Here is a 22,155-nt window from a genome sequence, read left to right on the forward strand (position 1 = left end):
AGTCCAGCGGGAGCAAGCTCCCTCGCCACAGATACTTCTCAGGCCTCCAGACTTCCTTAAGTGAACAGCATTGGCCCACAAGCCGGCTTTTTAATGCCCGGAATAATCCTGCCCCGTCTACAACCTTTCCTGCCTGGATAAAACAAAGGCTACAGCCACATCGAAGAGCCGTTCACCTGGGGTTGTGAATCCGTGCTACATCGCTGGGCTAGCGGTTTGCTGAACCGTTGACGGTATTGTCTGCGTGGGCGGACGAGAATGCGGATGCATTGGATGAGTTGCTGGGGAACAGGGGAAGGGTTGATCGTTAGATAAGCGTTGCGCTTAGGGGGGAGCCCCGTTACTGGCTGCATCCTTGCAGCCAGTTTCGAAGGGTCGATGCTACGCATTGTTCAATGCGGCTCCCGATCAAGTCGCAATGAGTCAGGCGAGGATATCTCGATCATATCCACAACGAGTTTGTTATCGAGTTCAAACCCGGTGCCTGAAGGCCCTGTGTAGCTTCAATACTATTTCAGCGTTACATCAATCATCGGGGGAATGTAACCGTAGTCATACTCGGCCACCACGAAAGTCTGCAGCCCTTTCACCTTGATGCCCACTGTCGGCGCTTCAGTGCCGCCGACCCGGAACTTCATTCCGGTGTCGCTTTCCTTTGTGGGTACGGTGTCGATGAACGAAGTCACCAGGCCGTTAGGCATCACGTAATGTGAATAGGTTTGAAATGGCTGGGAAGAGGGGTTGCCCAGCACCAGACCGGAACCGTTCAGCGGCACGTAAGGGCCGAAGAGCGAATCCGCCACGAAACCGTACACCCCGTCCGGACCGGTCACACCGTCGGCATAAGTAAACTTATGGCTGATGGTGAACAAATAGTATTTACCGTCCTGAAACAGGAAGTGCGGACGTTCGGTCTGGTCATTGACGCCTACTGCAGTCAGCAGTGGCGGCAACATTTCCCAGTCGTCGCCATCTTCGTCATTCGCTACGGCGATACCGACACAGGCGGTTTGGAAGCGCGAGTTACCGACATCTTCATAGCCCGGCGGTACGTCGCCGATTTCAGCTTCGCCGACCTTGTGCGAACCACGCTCACCGGCCACGTTGCCCTCAAACAGCATGTACAACTTGCCGTCTTTCGGATCGCGGAACGGCCATGGATCACGGAAGCCCCAGTACGGATTCTGCGCTTCGGTCTGGTACATCTTGCCGTCAGCTTCAAACAGCGACGTAACCTTTTTGAAGCCCACCATGCTGACGCCATGTTCAGTCGTCACCACGCGGCCACGCACCTTGACGATCGTGGCGCCCGGCGTGACGGCGGTGTAATACAAATCCACATCGCCCTGGTCGTTCAACAGAATCGGGGAGCCAGCCCATTCACGGGCGGTTGGCGAAACCCCTTCGGCCATCACGCGACCACCCCACTGCCAGTCTTTACCGGTGCGGGAAAACCAGTAATACATCTTTGCCCGACCGTGGCGACCGTTCCAGTCGCGGTCGATGTCGTAGTTACCGTTTTTATCGATGTATTCCGGGTCGTTCGAATGACGATCTGCGGTCAAGGTGAAAATGACCGACCAGCCGTCGACAGAAGCCACGTTACCGTCCATATCGCGCAGCGGCATGGTGTCCCAGATGAACACCTCGTTGCTCAATACCGGGAAATCCGCACTGACCAGAGGCTGGGTAGTGGTCGGATCATCCGCATGAACTTTCAGCGCGTCGGCGCGGGTCCACAAGCTGGGTTGACGGGGAAGCTGACCAAGTTTTTCAGTGTTGCTTTTCATAGGGAGTACCTCATCCATGAATATATTTAAATGAATCTTCGTTAGTTACTGTATATCCATACAGTGATTTCACTGTAAGTCAGTGAATTTTCAAGATCAAGTAAAAATTCCAATTTTTTGGATTTATGGGTTTTTTGTTGCTAGCTGATACGTTTCATCAGGTTATTTTTTGCACAAAAAAGGCCTACCCCTCGGCAAGCCTCTTTTCATTCCAATATGAAAGCTGGACAGGCTGATCACAGCTTGGCCACGGCTCCTGAATCGCCATACGCAGGTAAAACTCGCGCTCTTGCGGGCGTTTGCTTCGATTGAGGTTGATCAGGTCTTGGGGCCAGGGTAATTGTGTCGGCACTGCTGACATATTTACGTCATGCGTGTACGCCTCGTAAAACTGGCGCATGCAGAAGAGATTGGGTCAGATAGAAAGTGAATCGGTCCCGAGCCTTCTCGAAAAAAGGGGCCTTGGGTGCAATTGTCCAACAACCTGTTGGACAATCATCTGTCTCTCGGCAAGGGCCCTACCATCCGGTGGGACGCCTCACGAAACAATGCTTGAGCATGCGCATTGCGCGCCTGTGATTGAGCACGGACTACGATTAGAGGGGTTACGAGCCCAGAGCTCACCCCCAAGCTTCGCAGAGCGCCTCTGCCTGCTCCAGAATCAGCTTGGTCGCTTCATCTTGCTGGTCCGGTGGATACTTGTATTTGCGCAGGATCCGCTTGACCAGCAGACGGAGCTTGGCCCTGACGCTTTCGCGATTGTTCCAGTCCACCGTGACGTTTTTACGCAAGCTATCCGTCAGCTCGTGAGCAATATCAGCCAGTACCTTGTCGCCGAGCTCGCGCACTGATGACTCGTTATTTGCCAAAGCATCGTAGAACGCCAGTTCATCATCATTCAGGCCGAGTTCATCGCCACGCTTGCTGGCTACAGCGAATTTCTTTGCCATCTCGATCAGCTCTTCGATGACTTGTGCCGTTTCGATCGAGCGGTTCTGGTAACGCTTGATCACATTGTCGAGCAGCTCGGAGAACTTTTTGTCCTGAGCCAGGTTAGTACTGAAGCGGCTCTTGATTTCACCCTCAAGCAACCGTTCAAGCAGCTCTACCGCGAGGTTTTTTTCTGGCAGGTTACGGACCTCGGCGAGAAAGTCGTCGTCCAGCAAGCCAATGTTGGGTTTATCCAGACCGACCGCCTGGAACACATCAACCACTTCACCCGAGACCACCGCGTTGCCGATGATTTGGCGGATCGCCAACTCACGCTCTTCGTCGGTCTTTTTCTGTTGGCTCACATCGCGCTTGATCAAAATGACTTTGATCGCTTGAAAAAAGGCCACCTCCTCGCGCACCGCCTTGGCCTCGTCCAAAGTGCAGCACAAGGTGAACGCCTTGCTCATGGCCAGCGCCGTATCAGCAAAACGCTTTTTCCCGTCCTTGAGACCCAGCACATGGTTGGCGCCACCCGCCAACAATTTATGACCGCCCTTCAGGAAGTCGCTGTAGTCAAAGCCATGCAGGAAGCTACGAAGCAGGTCGAGCTTTTCCTCAAGCACCGCATAGGCCTCATGAGCATCAACTGTTGGTCGCCCCCTACCCTTACTCGCGGTGTATTCCTTGAGCGCGGCTTTCAACTCGTTGGCGATACCGATGTAATCGACCACCAACCCACCCTGCTTGTCCTTGAACACCCGATTGACCCGTGCAATGGCCTGCATCAGGTTGTGGCCCTTCATCGGTTTATCCACGTACAAGGTATGCACACAAGGGGCGTCGAAACCGGTCAGCCACATGTCGCGCACGATCACCAATTTGAGCGGATCCGCGGGGTCCTTGAATCGCTTCTCCAGGCGCTTTTTCACCTGCGCCGGGTAAATATGCGGACGCAACAGAGCCTTGTCCGAAGCACTGCCGGTCATGACGACCTTGATTGCACCCTTTTCCGGGTCTTCGTCGTGCCATTCCGGGCGTAACGCCACAATCTCGTTGTACAAATGCACGCAGATATCGCGACTCATCGCCACGATCATGGCCTTGCCATTCTGAGCCTGACTCCGTTCTTCGAAGTGGGCCACCAGATCCTTGGCCACACTTCGAATTCGTGGCTCGGCACCCACTACTTTTTCCAGCGCCGCCCAACGGCTCTTAAGGCGTGACTGCTGATCCTCTTCTTCGTCTTCAGCCAACTCGTCGACTTGATCATCAATCGTCGGCAGCTCACTGGCTTTCAGCGACAACTTGGCCAGACGTGACTCGAAGTAAATGGCGACGGTGGCGCCATCGTCCTTAGCCTGTTGCATGTCATAGACGTGGATGTACTCGCCAAACACCGAGCGAGTATCTCGATCCTCACTGGACACCGGCGTACCGGTAAACGCCACGAAGGTAGCGTTCGGCAACGCATTACGCAGATGCTGGGCGTAGCCGACCTGGTAACGGGTTCTGGTATGGGCGATCTTATTGATATCAGGTACTTTCAGCTCGGCATTAAACCCATATTGGGTGCGATGAGCCTCATCAGCGATAACCACGATGTTCGGGCGCAGAGACAGCACGGGAAAGCTGTCTTCATCCACTCCGGGCATGAACTTCTGGATCGTCGCGAACACGATGCCGCCACTGGGGCGGTTGGCCAGTTTGGTTCGCAAGTCACCACGCGTCTCTACCTGCACCGGTTGCTCGCGCAGCAAATCCTGCGAGAGCGAAAATACGCCAAACAACTGACCATCCAGATCATTGCGATCCGTGATCACCACAATGGTCGGGTTCTCCATCGCCGTCTCTTGCATTACCCGAGCGGCGAAACAGGTCATGGTGATGCTTTTGCCTGAGCCCTGGGTATGCCAGACCACGCCTCCCTTGTGGGTTCCACCGGGACGGGACGCGATCACCACTTGCTGAATGGCCGCACGCACCGCATGGAACTGGTGATAACCGGCAATTTTCTTCACCAGGCAACCGTCGTCCTCGAACAGTACGAAGTAACGCAGGTAATCCAGCAGCATCTCCGGGGCGAACACACCGCGGATTAAAGTCTCCAGCTCGTTGAACTGCCCCAGCGGGTCCAGATCCTGGCCGTCGATGGTGCGCCAATTCATGAAGCGTTCAGCGTCCGCTGACAGCGAGCCCATGCGCGCTTCCGTGCCGTCAGTGATAACCAGAATCTCGTTGTACTGAAACAGATCCGGGATCTGTTCCTTATAGGTCTGAATTTGCTCGAAGGCTTTCCAAATGTCAGCGTTCACATCAGCCGGATTTTTCAGCTCCAGCAACACCAGCGGCAATCCGTTGACGAACAGAATGATGTCTGGCCGCCGAGTGTTCTTGGGGCCCTGGACCGGAAATTGATTGACCGCGATCCAGTCGTTGGCCTTCACCTGAGCCCAATCGATCAGACGAACAAAATCGCCCCGGGTCTCGCCGTCCTTCTGGTACTGCACCGGCACACCACCAACCAACAAACGGTGAAATGCTCGATTCGCCGACATCTGCACCGGAACACCCAAGTCCAGTACCTGCTTGAGCGCATCTTCGCGAGCAGCTAAAGGTACCTTGGGATTGAGCCGATCAATTGCGCTACGCAGACGCCCCACCAGCACCACCTCGCGATAGCTGTCACGCTCGGGGCTATCGCCGTCAGGGGCAATCGTAGGTCCATAGACGTGGGTGTAGCCCAGTTCGCCCAACCATCCGAGGGCTTCTTGCTCCAACTGGTCTTCGGTCATTCCAATTCACTTCCTGTGTCCATGTCACCGGCCAGTTCCGCTTCGATCTCAGCGATACTCGGTAGTTTGCCGCCCAGTGTTTCGGGCAGATCACGCAATAGTTGGTATTCAGCCACACCAATCGGTTTATCGATGCCCGACAGTGCGTATTCGGCGACCAACCGGTTCTGTTGTTTGCACAGCAACAGGCCAATGGTGGGATTGTCATCCTCAGCCTTGATCTGTGCGTCGACGGCAGCCAGATAGAAATTCAATTGGCCGGCATGTTCCGGTTTGAATGCAGTCGCCTTGAGTTCCACCACCACATAGCGTTTGAGCCGAATGTGGTAGAACAGCAAGTCGATGAAGAACTCGTCGCCACCCACCTCCAAACGAAACTGTCGACCGACAAACGCGAAACCTGCACCCAGTTCCAGCAGAAAGCGAGTGATGTGGCGGATCAGGCCCTCCTCGATTTCCCGTTCCTGAGCGTCATGCCCCAGACCGAGGAAGTCGAACAGGTAAGGATCCTTCAGTGTTTCATGAGCCAGCGCTGAATCGGCAGCTGGTAAACGAGCGACAAAATTGGTGACCGCCGCGCCTTGACGCTGCTGCAGACGACTCTTGATGTTCAGCTCCAGCGTGCTGCGCGACCAGCCGTGCTGCACGGTTTGTTGTGCATACCACTCGCGCTCGGTGGGGCTGTCCAGCTTGGTCAGCAGGGTTACTACATGGAACCACGGTAATTGGGCAGCAGGCTGCTGCCCAAATTGACCCTCCGGGCAATGCTGCGCGAAGAAGGCCATGTACTTGAGGTTGCGGCTGGAAAAACCACGAACCTCAGGGAACGCATCCGTCAGATCGCTGGCCAGGCGCTCAATGACTTTAGCGCCCCAACCTTGGGACTCCTGCCGCTGCCGAATCTCGCCCCCAATGCGGTGATAGAGCTGAACCAACTCGGCATTGACCGCCAACGCTGCCCGTTGCCGGGCATGGGCGATGTCACCCTTTAACTGGGCCAGCCAGGTGGCGTAGCCCTCGGGTAGTGCGGGGGGCGAATTTTTGGTCATGCACAGGCCTCCTCGACCAGTTCCTCGGCTTCGGGTAGGCGGAGTTGGCCGGAGATTAGACGAGGGAGTAGGGTGTCGCGGAGTTGGGTTAGGGTTTGGGCTTTTTGAATCCCTGCGAGAATACGCTGAAATAGAGGCGCAGCAGCACTTTCAAAGCAAGCCAGTAATATATTTGGAATCAACAAAATTTTTGACGCAGCAAATGTGCTAGTTGTAATCGTATCAAATACAGAGCCATGGGCTTTTTGTGTTAGCGCTTCGATTTCTTTCCTCAAAATCAAATAAAGCGCAATCGGTACTCCACCCTTAGACTCCAACGCATAACAAGTTTGATTCATAGCCATGGCTTTACCAAACATAACCATGCGTCCAGTTGTAGCACCTCGTGCAACAACAACTGAGCTATATGCCGGAATCATCTTTGTAGAGCTTTTCTGAAGTCCAAGGCTCGTAATAGTTCGCTCTGTTCCAGTAAGAATTGAACTAGACGCTTGAGACACATCTTTCGCACTAGCCCACGGAATATTCCCCCCCCAATATTCCGCACGATCAGTCTTAGGTGTGCCTCCGCTGATTATATTTGCCATGTCGAGAATCGATCCAACCTCCCACCCCTTTGGCACGATCCCAAGTTCAGACTCTTGAAAGCCATCCGGAAACAGTGCAGCGGTGGCAGTATCCATACCTTCGGGTTGTCGGTCTTCGGCCTTGGCGCGCACTGGATCAAAATCGACGAACCAGGATTTGAACAACGCTTGGGCAATGGCTTCCAGGGTGGCGTTGGTTTCGCGTAGCAGGGTGATGCGCTCGTCAATTGGTTTCAGGCACTCAACGACATGAAGCTGCTGCTGCATCGAAGGAATAGTCACGGCCATCCGTCGCTGATCTCGTAGGCTGACGTAGTCAGCCATATCTGTTTGACCTTTTAGATAGCTAACCTGATGTAGGAACTCTTGACTGCTCATCCAGTAGTACAGGTACTCAGGAAGGACATTTCCTGAATCAAGGGACCGCCAAAAGCATAACTGGGGTGAGTACACAAAACGTTGGCTATGTTGTTCAACTAAAGCAAAACGGCCAACAGTACCCTTAGACGTAAAGACAACATCGCCGGGGCGACTAACCTTCGCTCCTACTCGTGACAGCTCCGACTCTGGGAAGAAATCAGCGTCATCAAATTTGAACCCATTGTTAATGTTTCCCGCTCGCGCAAACGGGATGCCTGTTTCGGCCAACTCAGAGTTTTTTGCTCGATAGCCATCTCCAATTTCAAGCAGTCCCGCACTGATTAACTCTTCAACGCGATAGGTTCTAGACTCAGAACTCATACCCCAGCCCTCCTAGCTTCTGGCGGATCAACTGATCAAGCTCCGCGCCCTTGACCATCTGCTCTCCCAACAAAACCGTGAGATTCTGCATCTTGTCGGCAAAAGCTTCGTCATCGTCCTCTACCGCCTCGGCACCAACGTAGCGACCCGGAGTCAGTACATGGCCGTGCTCGGCGATTTCGCTGAGGGTCACGCTGCGGCAGAAACCGGCCACGTCAACGTACTCGGCAATATCACCGCCAACGTCCAACGGTTCACCGCGCCAATTGGCCACGGTTTGAGCGATCAATTCGATGTCGCTTTCCAGAAACTCAATCTGCACACGACTAACGCTGGTCCCAAGCTTGCGCGCATCGATAAACAGCACTTCACCGGGACGGGCTGTTTTTTGTTTGGCAAGGAACCACAAACACGCCGGAATCTGCGTGTTTAGAAACAGCTGCCCCGGCAAGGCAATCATCACCTCCACCACATCCGCCTCGACCATGGCACGGCGAATTTCACCTTCAGTGTTCTGGCTCGAACTCATCGAACCATTGGCCAGGACGATCCCCGCCCGCCCAGTCGGTTTAAGGTGGTGAAGCATATGCTGCAACCACGCGTAGTTGGCATTGCCTTGCGGCGGTGTGCCATATACCCAGCGTGGATCACCTTCCAAACTACCGTGCCACCAATCGCTGATATTGAACGGCGGGTTGGCCAACACGAAATCAGCGCGCAGGTCCGGGTGCTGGTTACGAACGAAGCTGTCTGCCGGTTCCTTGCCGAGGTTACCCTCGAAGCCATGAATCGCAATGTTCATGGCCGCCAAACGCCAAGTCGTAGGGTTGGACTCCTGGCCATAAATGGACGCGTCGCCCCGCTTACCACCGTGGGCTTCGATGAACTTTTCCGACTGGACAAACATACCGCCAGAGCCACAGCACGGATCGTAAACCTTGCCGTGGTGTGGATTGAGCACGGCCACCAAGGTTTTGACGATACTGGCCGGTGTATAGAACTGGCCGGCATTCTTGCCTTCGGCGCGGGCAAACTGGCCGAGGAAATATTCATACACCTGCCCTAGCAGGTCGCGTGCTTTGCTGACGTCCGAGCCGAAGCCGATGGTCGAGATCAGGTCGACCAGTTCACCCAACTTGCCGTCCGGCAATTCAGCACGGGCAAATCGCTTGTCGAGCATGTTTTTGAGCTTGGGGTTTTCCGCCTCGATGGCGCTCAGGGCTTCGTCGATGCGTTTACCGATATCGACCTGTTTGGCCGCTGCACGGATCGACTCCCAGCGCGCCACTTCCGGCACCCAGAAAACGTTGACCTCGCGGTAGTAATCGCGATCTTCCAGCTCGTCGGCCATTAACTCGGACGCATCGGTGCCCAGATAGTAATCGTCGTTGGCGTCGGTAAATTTGCCTTCCAGCTCGGCACGACGACCGGCAAAGCTGTCGGAAATGTACTTGAGGAAAATCAGCCCCAGCACAATGTGCTTGTACTCGCCGGCGTCCATGTTGGCGCGCATTTTATCGGCCGAGGCCCAGAGTGTTTTCTCCAGATCCGGCATCGTTGTCGTGGCTTGAACCTTCGGTTTTTTAACTTTAGAAGCTGGGACAGGAGGCACTTCCACAACAGAATCAAAACGCTCCCGCGCCTTATTCAGCGCCTGCTCGGCCAGGCTCATCGCACTGCCCGTAGCGCGAAGGGTGGTGATATCAGTCATTTACTGCTCCAACGGCCCCTGCGTTGGCAGGGACTACAAATTATGCGTACTCACGGATGAATGTGAGTACGTCGTCAATACGCTTGCGCGAACGAAAAAACGCTGATTATCGTGCATCTGAGAGCTCTCGGGGTGATTAACCGTCCGATTACGCCGATACGCTATGGCATTTTCGAATCGCCAATAGCCACCACCTCATCAAACCGCGGAAACCGCTGCTTCAACCGTTCAATCGTCCACCGCCACTTCGGCGTTGTCGGGCGACACACCGTATTCTGATTACCAAACATCCCAATCTCTCGCACTGCCTGGCTCACAGGCACGCTCTGCAACCATTGGATCGGAACAAAATAGTCGCAACGCTCTGGGTCATCGGCAAACTCAGCGTGATAATTGGCACGCGTCGCGACCTCAAGTACTGGTCGCTCCACACCGTATTGCATCACCGTGAATTCACTTGCAGGTGTGGATGTTCCAAGAACACGCCCAACTCCGACATAGCCTTGTTGCGGAATGTTGACCCAGACCCGATCGCCCGGAGACAAGAGCTGTAGCGTCTTGCTGTACCACGCTCCACCGCCACCGGAAATGAAACCGAACTCCACGGCGTCTGCCCAAGAGCGCGAAGCGGAGTCTCCAAACGAACAGTAGAATTCACCATTCCAAGGCTCGTTATGCCCCTCGCTCGTCGACACGGCATTCACTTGGGTCTGAACGGGATCGAGCAACCAGGATCGACTCAGCAGCTGTTGATCGCCCGTTTGGAAAATCTGAAAGCAGAGCACATTGATTGGAATATCCCGTTTGCTGAGGTACTCAACGATGCGCTCACTGCTGGAATCCAACTCAGTGGCAACGATGATCAGTTGGTGACTTTTGTTCAACTCATCGTCATCCAGCTCACGACCGAAACGCGCCAGAAAATCTACATCCAGACTGCATCCCGGTTGGAAGCGCTTGTAGATCGCTGCTGACGCAGTTTGTTCGGGGCGAGGCCAACGGTCCAGACATCCGTTTTGATAGGCAACTCGATCATCCTTAATTGAATGGTTTACAAGGGAAACTGTAATTTCGCCGCTAGAGTGCCTTGAGGGTGCCGCGACTTCATACGGACTTCCATGGTAACAACCCCGTCGCCCCCAGCGAGCGAATGAATTCGTCGCCAAGCTCACCAAGAGCTGGGACTGTTAACCGCCGAGCCTTTAGGCTCCATGCCGAGCAACTGCTGACCGACTACGTAATCAGGTCAGCCGACATCCCGGCATCGCCAAACGCAGGTGGACCATTCCCGTCCCCCCACCATCAGCCATCCATTGACTGCCCTCCCCCAAAGCGCTCAACCTATCCCGCGCCTGAACGGGCTCGGCGAATACCTCACGTCTTTCCCAAACCCATCGCATCTGTAAGGACACAACCATGAGAAAGTGGCTTTCCCTGCTGTTCGCCGCCGCGGTTTTTCATCCCCCTGTTGCCTTCGCCGACTGCGCCAGCTCCCCCAAGCCCGTGGCCGAAGCTTTCTATAACGGGTACCTGCAAAGCTTCAGCGCTGGAAAAGATCCGTTGAGCGATGATGTTGCGCAGATGAAGCAGTACGTTTCCGATGAGCTGATTGACAAGATCAAAAAGCAGATCGCCAGCCCGGACGGGCTGGAAGAGGACTATTTCATCAAGGCTCAAGACTACATGGAAGAATGGCTCACCCACATCAAGGTCAGTGAGCCACTCGTGCAGGGAGCCTCAGCCAGGGAGCAGGTGACATTGGGCAATACGCCCGATACAACCCAGATCGTTGATGTGTTGCTGGTCAAGAACAATGGCTGCTGGAAGATCAATGACGTGCTGTCCACAGCGGATCAGAGTGACTGATCGATGGCCGATCGTTTCTTCTGAATCGCCAGGCGCACTGACGATCTACTGGACGGTGAGCCGAATAGATCACACAATCGGCTCACTAAATGAGCCGAATAACCTCCTTATTCGGCTCATACTCAAGAGCCCTTCCCCATGGACCATCCTCGCTGGATCTGGCAACAGCCCGATTGGCCGCACTTTCACTGGCAGTCCGAGCGCTTGTCGCCGCTGTTGCGCGAGTGCGTGCTGGCGCAAGGTCGCTTACTGGGGATGTCCAGTTATGTGGGGGCGGAACTGACCGCACAAAGTGAGCTGGATTCGTTACTTCAGAACATCGTGACCTCATCCGCCATCGAAGGCGAACAGCTTAATGCAGGTTCGGTGCGCTCTTCGCTGGCCCGACGTCTGGGCCTGGAAGACGAAGGCGACAGTCGCGTGAGCAAGCGCAGTGAAGGGTTGGCGGAGTTGATGCTGGATGCCACCCAGCATTTCGCCGAGCCGCTGAACCTTGAACGTCTGCTGCGCTGGCATGAGTGGTTGTTCCCTGCTCAGGAAGAAGACTTCAGTGCACGAAATAACCGTGTCGGCGCCTTGCGTGGAGATGAGCCGATGCAGGTGGTTTCCGGTCGCCTGGATAAGCCGACCGTTCATTTCGAGGCCCCTGCGCGGGACGGCTTGGAGCAGCAGTTGGATGCCTTCCTCGACTGGTTCGAAACCAGCCGCGCCAAGACACAACTCGATCCATTGCTCCGTGCAGGCATCGCGCACTTCTGGTTTGTGACCCTCCATCCGTTCGACGATGGCAACGGGCGTTTGACCCGTGCCCTCACTGACTTGGCGCTCGCTCAAGGCGAAAACCAGGCCATCCGTTTCTACGCCATGTCCGCCAGTATCCTGGATGATCGCGCCGGTTATTACCGGGTGCTGGAGACCTCTCAGAAAGCCACGCTTGATATCACCGAGTGGCTGGAGTGGTTTCTGCAAACACTATTGCGCAGCCTTCAACAGGCTATGGTTCGTATCGACCGCGTGCTCGGCAAAGCGCGTTTCTGGCAACAGCATCGAGAACATCCGCTGTCTTCAGAACAAGTCAAAGTACTCAATCGCTTGCTCGATGGCGGCGAGAACGGCTTTGAGAACGGCATCAGCGCCGCCCAGTATCAAGCCGTGGCAAAAGTATCCAAAGCCACCGCAACCCGACACTTGACGGAGTTGCTGGAGAAAGGCTGCCTGATGCGTTTGCCAGGGGGTGGTCGTAGTACTCGGTATCAAATCAGCTACCTCCCCCTCACGGATAACTAAACGCCCGAACCAGCGTCAACTCCCCCACCGCCCGCATCGGCACGACAAACGTCTGCATCTTCTCGTCAGGCGTTCCCTCTTCTGTAATCACCGTCACCTGCGCGGTCGTCAGCGGCTGAACAGCATTCTCCTGGCCATCCTCGCCACTGCGATACCCGCCTCCAAAGTAATTCAGATACACCAGGTATTGCCCTTTGATCGGCGCCGGCATGGAAAAAATCTCCGGCCCGTATCCGGTGGTGACGTCGACATCCAGCGCCGCGCCATTGGGCGCCACGCGGTCGCCGTACCAGATGTGTGCGCCATCGGGGGTGATGAGGTGCAAATCCAGATCGGTGTTATCGCTGTCCCAGGACAGCAGGACCCGCAATTTGGCCGGGGTCGCACCGCCGCTGAGGTGGAGGAATTGAGTGCGGTGGCGTTGTTGGCCGTCCGGGCTGCGGACTTCGACGCTATTGCTGCCATTGGGGAATGAAAACGGGCGGTCAAAATGTCCGGCGGGATCGACTTTCAGCGGCATGCTGACGCCGTTGACGATGAGTTTTCCGGGCTCGTTGCGTTTGGGAGTGGCTTTGATTTGACCGGTAATGCGAGCGGTGTTGGCCTGGCCCACCGGGGTGTTGACCGAGGAAGCCGGGTAGTTGACGGTCTGACGGAAGTTTTCGCCTTCACCTTCGGCGGCACCGATGCGCCAGCCGCCGACAGGGGTGTCGAGTTTGACGGCATCGGCTGCCATCGCCATAGGCAACGCAGTCAAAGCGCAGAGGAACAGGATGACCTGTGGATAACGATGTTTCATGGCCTATTCCAGTAAAAGGTGACGGGCGAGCCCTTCGATGTAGGTTTCGTCCTGGCCGTTGGGGTGTGCATCGAAGGCCAGGTGCAAGTATTCGTGAGTCAGGTCCAGGCGATCCTGTAGCGACAGCACGCCGCGCACGTAAATGCGCTGGCGTTCGCGGTCGACATAAGGGTGACCGAAAGCAAGGCGGCAGACGGCGAAGGTGCCGACTTCGTTGTAGCCGACTTCGCTTTCAAGGCGTTGGCGCCAGCCGCGGCGCTGCTTCTGCAGCCAGTCTTGTGCGGCGGGCAGGGCCTCGCAGGAGGCGACGGGATTGTCCCAACGGCTGAGGCTCGCACGCGGGTAGGCATGAAGCAGGATCGCGTCATAGCGCTGGCCGGCACTGGCTTGTTCGACGGCTTGCTGCCAGGAGAGTTTGTCTATGCCGGGCTGATCGGAGTGGTAAGTGACGGTGCTGCCGGCAAGCACCAGGTCGCTGGTCCAGGCGGCAATGTTGCGCGAGTCCGCCGCGGCCGGGCGCGGGGCGACGCGCTGACGACTGCTGCTGTCGTCGATGCTCAGGCAGTCACCGCTGCGGGTGGCATTTTGCAGCAGGTAGGTGCGGATCGCGACGGCCAGGGCTTTGGCCGCTTCGGCGGGCTCGGGACTGGCTTCGCGCTGGAGGACGCGAGCGACGTATTCTTCGCGGTCCAGACGGGCGACCAGCTTTTGTGAAGGGCCGTCCTTCAACAGAAACAGCTCGCCATCGCTGTGGATGTCGAGTTGGTTACCGTTGACGAACTCGACGCGGTAGTCGCCCTGCAAGGGGCCGGGGGGCGCGACGCGATCACCTGAGAGCACGCGTTGCAGTGGATAGCGGGAGAACAGGCTGACTTCGACGCATCGCCCCGCTTGCGCAGGCCAAGTGGACGGCAACACGCTGGATAGCGCCTCTGCGTAGTTGCGAAGGACCTTCTGGCTTGTGCCCCGCCCGCCGGCCCAGATCGGCGTTCCGTCCGCCAGCCATCCGGCGAACCCGCCCTGACGCGACGAAGGGTCCTGATCCCCCAGCCAGCTCCAGGTTTTCACTCGCAGGCGGCCTCCGAGTTCACCCACGGCATTGCCATCAGCAGCGTTCAACACCACATCCAGCAACACTCGACGGGCCTGATCCTGCGCCGGCATCAGCGCCAGAGCCTTTAACAACTCAGCCACCGAAACCCGGGTTTGTGGCTGCAACGACGGCAAATCCAGCAACCACTCCGGCGCCTGACGCGCCTGCCAATATTCCCGCCAACCGGCGTCAGTAATACCCAACCGCTGCGGCTCGAAATACAGCCCGCAGGATTTCGCCAACGCCTGATCCCGCCCAATGCTCCCGCCAGCGGTGCAGCAATACACTTCTTCTTTCGACTGCCCGCGACACTCATAAACCGGCTCACGAGCGCCGGTATCGACCAGCCACCCGTAAACGAACAGCTTCCACACACTCCCCAACGGCGTCTGCAACGTCTTCGGCAACGGCTCGCGCGCCATCACCTGAGTCCGGCTCAACTGCAGCAACTCACCCTTCAAAGCCAGGCGCAGCGGCTCGTCCTGCGCCGTGGCCAGCGCAGGGATCAGACACAGCAGCCACCAGACCAGAGGCCGGATCATGTCATTTAACCGTGATCTGGCCGAGGGCCGGCTTCTGTTCCAGGGCCTGGTGCTGTGGCGCATATACCTGGGTGAAGCGTACCGGCGGCAGGTTGAACTGACCTTTTTGCGAGAAGCGCACCAGATGACGCAGGCGCAATTCACCGCTCAGGGCATCGACCGGAATCGCGTAGGCCAATTGTCCCGGTTCGAAACGGGCCTTTTCCAGCGTGCTCGGCTCGCTGCCTGCCTTGCCCACGAGCTTGATGCCCCAGGTCGTACGCTCCACATCCGCACCTGGTGGCAGCGGCACTTCGAGCATGCCGTAGCGCAGTGGCTTCGCGGCGTTGCTGGCGATGATCACTTCGTCCAGGTACAGGCTGTCACTGGACAACGGCTTGGTGCCGACCGCTTCGAGTTTGAATTCGAACGCTTCGTCCCCCGGCACCAGTCGCGACAGGCGACGGGTGATGGTCACGGCCATCGGGTCGATTGCCGGTTGCCTGGTCTGATAGCTCAGCGCCGCACGCAACGGACGTTCTTGTGTTCCGGTCAGCGACAACACGGCCGGCACGGGCGAGGCGCCCTGCCACGTCCAGTACATTTCGCCGGTATCACCGTAGCGTTTCTTCCAGCCATCACCCGGTGCCAGGGCGATGGTCGGCGAAGCCTGCTCGATGCTGCGTTGCAACCAGGTCAGCGCCAAGGCGCGTTCCAGGGTCGATTGCTGTGGCAACAGACGTTGCAACAACGCTGCCGCGTGAGCCTGATCGAAGGTTTGCAGCGACAGGTTCAATGCTTCGGCGAATGGCTGCGAACTCACGGCCAATCGTTGTTGCGCATCCGGCAACTGGCGATTGAACGCATCCGGCAGAGCCACTTTGGACTGCTTGGCCAAAGAAGCCGTCAACGCACGCGCCGCCGCCAACCCCAGCGCCGAATCCGGATCGCTCATCACGATGCTGTCCTCGCCATCGTCCATCAGATTTGCGGCATTGCCGTCGCCGGCCTTCACCAGGTCATCCATCAAACCACTGAGCAAGGTGTTCACCGGCAACTGCATCTGTTTGGCGAACGACAGGATCAGCGCGCGCTGCAACAGCGGTGTGTTTTTGGCCTGTTTGGAATAGACCTCAAGCACCTGCTGCCAATGCTCCGGCGGCAAGCTCAGTTCCAGTGCTTTACTGGCGTACCAGTCGGCGTAATAGGCGTAAGCGGTGAGGAATGCATCTGGCTCACCGTCCTGGCCCCACCAGGTGAAGCTCGCGGACGGACCAGCCATTTGCACCAGGCGCAGACGGCTGTTTTGCATGATCAGGCGCAAGCGATCACGAACCTGCGGGTTCGACGACAGCGATGGATAGGCAATGCTCAGCGGCAGCAAACGACTGGCCGTCTGCTCAACGCCGCCGTACGGATAGCTGAGCAAATCATCGAGGGCCGAACGGAACAACGCTTGCGCACTGTCATCCAGGCGTAGGCGAATATCGCTGGCGTCTGCCGGCAAGGTCAGCGTTGTATCACCGCTGAGCGCGTCCACCACTTGGCTCTGGGTTACCTGCCAACCGTCACCGGTCGCGGTCAGGCGCACGGCTAACGCGTCGGCGGTTTTGCCGTCCTGCACCAGCTCTGCCGTCCACTCGCCACTGGTCAATGCGAAGGCGGGTAGCGCGATGTAGTTGATGCCGTTGTTCAGGCTCACCGGCACACGCTGATCGGCGCCGCCGTAATGAATCACCAGCTCAGCCTTGACCGGTTTCCCGGCCTGACTGAAAGCGAATACACCGAGATCCGGTTTGTCGCCGGTACGGAATTTGGTCGGGCCGCTCCACTTCAGGTACAGCGGTTTTTCCGAACGCACGAATTGCTTTTTCTGCCCAACCTGACCGTCATCGGCGATGGCCCGGGCGGTGATGCGCCAGCGGGTCAGCGAGTCCGGCATTTTGAAGGTGAAGCGGGTTTTGCCGTTGGCGTCGGTCACCAGTTCTGGCTGCCATGCGGCGGTGTCGACATCTTCACGACGCGGCCGCTCCAGCACTTTCACGCCCCGTTCGCTGCGGTTGGCCTTACCCGGCGCACCTGGGCTGCCCGGCAGTGCCACGTCGTAGCTGATGAACGACAGGCTGGCGCTGGTGCGCACGTTGTTGCGGCGCGGGTGGTAGAAGAATTGGTCAATGGTCGGCGCGACTTCCGGTTGCAGCGCGTAGATCATTTCGTCGACGACACTGACCGTCAGGTGTGCCGCAATTGGCTTGCCGGCGAACTGAGTGGTCAGGTCAACCGACACGGTATCGCCCGGCTGATACGCCTCTTTGTCGGTGGCAATCGCCACGTCGATTTGCGGCGTAACTACCTTGATGCCAGCGTTCTGGAAGCTGTACTGACCGCCCTTGGTGTAGAGCACGGAGAAGGTCAGGTTCGGCGCGAAGTTATCCTTCACCGGAATCCGCGCGCGGTATTGGGTTTCGCTGAGTTTTTCCATCTTCAGCCAGTCGCCGCCCTTGGACAGCAGCGCCGTAGCCTCGACCTTGTCCCGCTCCAGGGACAGCAGTGCATCGCTGACCGGTTCAGGGAAAGTGATCAACGCCAGCGCTTCGTCGCCAGCCTTGTACTCGGGTTTGTCGAGGACGATTTCCACAGTGCCCGGCACGGCTTTGACGCCATCGCCGGTGACCGAATGACCGGTGGCGCCAACCACGCGGCCATGGTCATCCTTCAACGTCAGGTTGTAAGTACCCGGACGGTCGAAGTCCAGGCTGAAGCCTTTGTCTTTCGGTGTGAGTTTGCCGTCGCCAGTGGTCTGGTCTTCCAGGCGTACCCAGCTGTAGCTGCTCGCAGTGACGGCTTTGCTTTGCTCACTGCCACCTTCGTTAGCGTAGCTAAACGTAACCTTGTCGCCGACCGCGCTGAAGCGCTGCGGCGCGCTCAAGCGGAAACTTGCGGCGCCGCGGTCGATGAGGATTTCCTTGGTGGTCTTGACCCGATACGCCGCGCCGTCGCTGGCGAACACCGTGAGCATGTAGCGACTCGGTTTCTCGGCGGCCGGCAGGTCGAGCGTGGCGTTGCCCTTGGCATCGGTGGTCAGTTCGGTGCTGGTCAGCTCCACCGGGAATTGCCCGAGGTATTGCAGCTCGTTATCGACCATCGACAGTTGCTGGGCGCGCAGGCTCAGGCTCAACTTGGCGTTGGCCACGGGCTTGCCGTCCGGGTACAGCAGCACGAGGCTACCCTTGACCGGTTCGCCGGTGCGGTAATCCTGTTTGGCCAGACTCAGGGAAATCTCGAAGTGCGGCTTGATGTATTCAGCAACGCGAAAGGCACTGCTGTAGGCCTGATCCTTGTAGCTGAAGCGCAGCTCATAACCACCGGCCACAGCGTTTTCCGGCAACTGGAAGCGGCCCTGGGTACCGGCCTTGGAATCCAGCTTCAACGCCAACGATTGCAGCACGGTGCCGGTGGCATCCAGCACGCTGACGTTGACGTCGGCAGCCGCTGGCAGCACCGAATCCCGGGCGTTCTTGAACTCGCGACCAACGATTTTCAGCGACACCCAATCCCCCGGCCGATAGAGCGGACGGTCGGTGAATGCATAGAGTTTGGTGTCGTAGATCTCACTGTCGTAATAGAAGTTCTCGGAGACAAACACCCCGCCCTCTTCGTCTTCGCCGATCACGAAGGAACGCTCCGGGCTGACGTGTTTCAGACGCAGCAAACCATCGGCATCCGTGGCGCCACTGCTCATGACACCCAGGCCATCGGTCCACAACACATTGACCTTGGGCACCGAACTGCCTTCATGTTTGCGTGCAGCCCAGACCAGTAGTTCATCGCCAGCAATCTTGCTCACGGCCACGGTGTTGGAGACGAACACCATAGTGGTCGCACGGTACTTGCCGATCAGCGCCTCCACCAGATACAGCCCCGGCTTCAGGTTACCCAACGGGATGTAGACATTACCCGGCGCGACACTGATGAACTCGCTGGAAGAACCCGCCAGGTTCACACCCGCAGGCGGCTGTATCGGCTTGGCCTCCCACAGCGGATAACGAAATTGGCTGACCACCGGCAAACCCGGAATCAAGGCAAATTGCGGCTGCGCGTCGTAAGGCGTTCGCGCGACGATGGCGGTGCCCATCTTCAGTTCCGGCACTTGCTCGGTGACCTGTTTGCGAGACTCGTAAGAAAACGCTCGCTGCATCACCCGACGGGATTTGCGGTACCAGCTGTCCCACAGGTAGGCGAGGGTGTTCGACAGGCCTTCGCCCTTGAACTGGCCGTTGCTGACTACGCGGTGCAGGTTTTTCTGACGCTTGAGGAAATCCAGCGGCTTGTCGATCCGATAGACCCGAATGTCCGCGCCGCCGTAGGGCTCCATGCGGTACCGGCGATAGTCGCGGCCCGGCGCTTCGAGGCGAACCATCGCCTGCTCGTCACTGGCAAAACTGCTGTCGGCCAACAGGAAAAAACTTTCACCGGCCACCGCCGTGTAGCCGCTGGGCTCGACGGAATCATCGGCATTGACCGTGGCCAAAGGGGCCAGCAAGGCCAACAACAGGGGCAGTCTTGAACAAATGCGCAACATGCGGGCACCGATCATTGGGAGAGAAAGCTCAGTCGATAGACGCCGATGAAGTTGGGGTTGGCTGCGTCGGGAATCCATCGGGTGTCCTTCCATGTCATGAGTTGCTGCAGGCTTGCGGAGCGCATGCCGTTGTCGGTAGGGGTGGTGGTGCCGGTGTGATAGGCGATGTAGCGGCCCATCCAGATCATCAGGTGCTGGTCGTCGCCCTGATCGAAAAACATCAGATCGCCAGGCCGGGCCTGGGCCAGGTCGCGGCCCACCAGACGGCTGTTGAACTGGATCAGCTTGATGGCATTGACGTAAGGCCCGACCTTGCCACCGCCCTGCTGCCATTGCTGCGCGAGGCCGCGCTGGGCGTCGCTCAATGGCAGTTCCGGCGGCAGGTAGCGGTTGGACAGGCCATTGCTACGTAGCCATTTGTCATCGTGGACTTTCAGCGCTTCGTTGGCGGCGAAACGTACCAGCCCGGCACAGTCCTGCTGAAACCAGCGCGGGCTCGGGCCCTGGGTCAATTGCTCTTGGGCGATGCGCACGAACCAGGCGCGAAAGACCTGGGATTGCTGCGGGTCAAGCGGCGCGGCTTCGCTGGCAAATGCCCGCGTGCCGAGCAGCAGCGCCAGCAGGCCAAGGCCTCGGATGAGTGCCGTCACAGGGCTTTCCATTCCAGCGGCAGCCATTGCCAGTGGCCATCGGGCTCGCTGCCTTTGGGCAACGTCAGGGCGTATTTGCCGTAACCGCCGAGCGTGCGCAGTTTCGGAATCAGGTAGGTTTGCGCGGCGTTGTAGAAAACCGGCTCCATGTCTTGCGGCAGGCTATCCAGGGTTTCCCGCTGCATCAGCTGTGCCATGGAATCCGGGCCGAAGTAGAGCGGCGTCAGCTGATCTTTCGGCAACACGTCGGCCAGTGGCGGGAAACGTTTGTCGAGGGTGCCGAGGGCCTTGTCCACCAGTGTGTCGTCAAGGGAGAACAGCAGCGTCGAGCCGTGGCGCGCCAGGCTCACCCGCAGGAACGCCTTAGCGGCGATTGCGGCAGGCTGCTCGGCTGCCTTGGCCGGGTATTGGCCAAAGTTGGAGCTGACCTGGCGCTGCCACCGATGGGTTTCGCCTTCCTGCTTCTCGACCACCGTAAAGGCGTGCTCGGCGACGTTGCGTTCATAAGCGCCCACCATCGAGCCAAACAGCTTGCCCAGATCGCCGTCGAGCTTGGCACTGTCCTTGTCATTCAGGCTGGCGACCAGCAACGGCGTGTACAACCGTGAGTCGGCGTACCAGCAGAGGCCGGCGGCACCGGCCACATGGTCGGTCAGGGCCTGGGCCACCGCTTCGTCGGCGCCGAGTTTCACCAGCAGCGGTTTTTGTTGTTCGGCGGCCAGCGGCAGGGCCACGCAAGCGCTGGCGCCCATGGGCATGGCTTGCCAGATCGGTTTGAAATCGAAGTCCGGCTGGTTTTCCAGCTCATCCATGGCCAGGAAACTGTGCCAGCCCTTGTCGTCCATGTCGAAACGCAGCCCGGCGAAGTTCGGGATGAAGCGCTGGTACCCCATGGCTAATACGCTGGAGTTGACCGAGAGGCGTTGTTTGACCTCCGGGGCTTTAGGTTGCAGCCCAAAGGCTTCGGGGAAGAGTTTTTCACCACCCAGCAGTGCTTCCAGCGCCTGGGTCGAGACCATGCCGTGCTCGTCGGTCGGACCATGGCCCATGTCATACAGCTTGCGCGGGTTGGACAGCACCACCAGTTTGTCGCCGTGAGAAGCAAACACCAGGGCTTTGCCGGCGTTGTAGGTGAGTTGATAAACCGGCACCACATCGCCGGCGACGTTCATCTCGCCGAGCTGGCTCAACTGCGAATCATCCAGCGCCACTTTAGCCAACGGCTCCAGCACCTTGGCCAGGCCACCGCGATCCATCACCAACAGGAAGTCCTTCAGGCGACCATCCGCCCCACGCCACAGCGCCACGTCTGCTGGCTGATCGAATAGCTGTTCGATCAGGCTGTCCTGCAACTTGAGGTCATGCTCGTAAATGATCCGGCGCAGACTGCCAATCAACCCGAGGCGATCCGCATGGGCTTCGTAATAGAAGACGAAATCTTCGGTCAGGGTTTCCTTGAGAAATGGCACCGTCAGCAAGTCCTTGGGCAACTGGCTCAAGGAACGGGTTTCGAGCAAACCGTCCGGCCGGCTCATGCCCAGTTTGTCACTGGCCAACTGCGCAGGCGGCGCCTTGGGTTTGTGCATGAACCAGCCCAACCCGCCCGCCACGCCGACCACCAGGCACAGCCCGATCAGCAGCGCCGGCCAACGACGAGAGGTGTTGGCCGCAGGTCCGCCGGCGGCCGGGGAATCGGCTGGTGAAATCGTGTTATCGCTCATGTTCACGCTCATGTTCCCAAAGCTCGGCAATTC

Annotated in this window: 12 protein-coding genes and 2 pseudogenes; 2 read left to right on the plus strand and 12 right to left on the minus strand. The window is 57.9% G+C overall.

Annotation, left to right across the window (positions count from 1 at the left end; all coding sequences use genetic code 11):
- Positions 1–509: 509 nt before the first annotated feature.
- The 7 genes and pseudogenes from KRR23_RS24750 to KRR23_RS24780 form a co-directional block, all read right to left on the minus strand.
- Positions 510–1,790 carry a glycoside hydrolase family 68 protein gene (locus KRR23_RS24750; RefSeq protein WP_216744629.1) on the minus strand — a complete coding sequence of 427 codons (1,281 nt, stop codon included), beginning with the start codon at positions 1,788–1,790 and terminating at the stop codon, positions 510–512.
- A 241-nt stretch (positions 1,791–2,031) separates the two neighbouring features.
- Positions 2,032–2,202: pseudogene (locus tag KRR23_RS24755) on the minus strand (DUF1016 N-terminal domain-containing protein); the annotation flags it as partial.
- A 208-nt stretch (positions 2,203–2,410) separates the two neighbouring features.
- Positions 2,411–5,515: a type I restriction endonuclease subunit R gene (locus tag KRR23_RS24760; protein WP_216744631.1), complete on the minus strand. Its 3,105-nt coding sequence runs from the start codon at positions 5,513–5,515 to the stop codon at positions 2,411–2,413.
- The gene (locus tag KRR23_RS24765; RefSeq protein ID WP_216744632.1) at positions 5,512–6,564 is read right to left on the minus strand and encodes a YhcG family protein; all 1,053 of its coding nucleotides are present in this window, start codon (positions 6,562–6,564) and stop codon (positions 5,512–5,514) included. Before KRR23_RS24765 ends, KRR23_RS24760 begins: the two co-directional genes overlap by 4 nt.
- Positions 6,561–7,892: a restriction endonuclease subunit S gene (locus KRR23_RS24770; protein ID WP_216744633.1), complete on the minus strand. Its 1,332-nt coding sequence runs from the start codon at positions 7,890–7,892 to the stop codon at positions 6,561–6,563. Before KRR23_RS24770 ends, KRR23_RS24765 begins: the two co-directional genes overlap by 4 nt.
- Positions 7,882–9,603 (minus strand): class I SAM-dependent DNA methyltransferase, encoded by a 1,722-nt coding sequence (locus KRR23_RS24775; RefSeq protein ID WP_216744634.1) that lies wholly within the window; start codon positions 9,601–9,603, stop codon positions 7,882–7,884. The genes KRR23_RS24770 and KRR23_RS24775 overlap by 11 nt, the downstream gene beginning before the upstream one ends.
- Before the next feature lie 161 nt (positions 9,604–9,764).
- A pseudogene (locus KRR23_RS24780) lies at positions 9,765–10,588 on the minus strand (nuclease); the annotation flags it as partial.
- Positions 10,589–11,019: 431 nt separating this feature from the next.
- On the opposite strand from KRR23_RS24780, the gene KRR23_RS24785 reads away from it, so the two are divergent.
- Together KRR23_RS24785 and KRR23_RS24790 are read left to right on the plus strand one after the other, a co-directional pair.
- Positions 11,020–11,469, plus strand: coding sequence for a DUF3828 domain-containing protein (locus tag KRR23_RS24785; RefSeq protein WP_216744635.1), 450 nt, complete (start codon positions 11,020–11,022; stop codon positions 11,467–11,469).
- A gap of 138 nt (positions 11,470–11,607) precedes the next feature.
- Entirely contained in the window at positions 11,608–12,756 is a 1,149-nt protein-coding gene (locus KRR23_RS24790; protein ID WP_216744636.1) for a Fic family protein, read from the plus strand.
- Here the strand turns inward: KRR23_RS24790 and KRR23_RS24795 are convergent.
- From KRR23_RS24795 to KRR23_RS24815, 5 genes are read right to left on the minus strand one after another with little or no spacing between them, the layout of a single operon-like run.
- Complete coding sequence (locus tag KRR23_RS24795) at positions 12,743–13,555, minus strand: YfaP family protein (RefSeq protein WP_216744637.1); 813 nt, start codon at positions 13,553–13,555, stop codon at positions 12,743–12,745. The two genes, KRR23_RS24790 and KRR23_RS24795, sit on opposite strands and share 14 nt — an antisense overlap.
- A gap of 3 nt (positions 13,556–13,558) precedes the next feature.
- Complete coding sequence (locus KRR23_RS24800; protein WP_216744638.1) at positions 13,559–15,190, minus strand: DUF2300 domain-containing protein; 1,632 nt, start codon at positions 15,188–15,190, stop codon at positions 13,559–13,561.
- Position 15,191: 1 nt separating this feature from the next.
- Positions 15,192–19,766, minus strand: coding sequence for an alpha-2-macroglobulin (locus KRR23_RS24805; RefSeq protein WP_216744639.1), 4,575 nt, complete (start codon positions 19,764–19,766; stop codon positions 15,192–15,194).
- Positions 19,763–20,413: a DUF1175 domain-containing protein gene (locus KRR23_RS24810; protein WP_216744674.1), complete on the minus strand. Its 651-nt coding sequence runs from the start codon at positions 20,411–20,413 to the stop codon at positions 19,763–19,765. The genes KRR23_RS24805 and KRR23_RS24810 overlap by 4 nt, the downstream gene beginning before the upstream one ends.
- Positions 20,398–22,122 carry a DUF2138 domain-containing protein gene (locus KRR23_RS24815; protein WP_216744640.1) on the minus strand — a complete coding sequence of 575 codons (1,725 nt, stop codon included), beginning with the start codon at positions 22,120–22,122 and terminating at the stop codon, positions 20,398–20,400. Before KRR23_RS24815 ends, KRR23_RS24810 begins: the two co-directional genes overlap by 16 nt.
- Between the last annotated feature and the right edge of the window lie 33 nt (positions 22,123–22,155).

This window comes from Pseudomonas sp. CVAP#3, from assembly GCF_018986375.1.
GTDB classification, from domain to species: domain Bacteria; phylum Pseudomonadota; class Gammaproteobacteria; order Pseudomonadales; family Pseudomonadaceae; genus Aquipseudomonas; species Aquipseudomonas helvetica.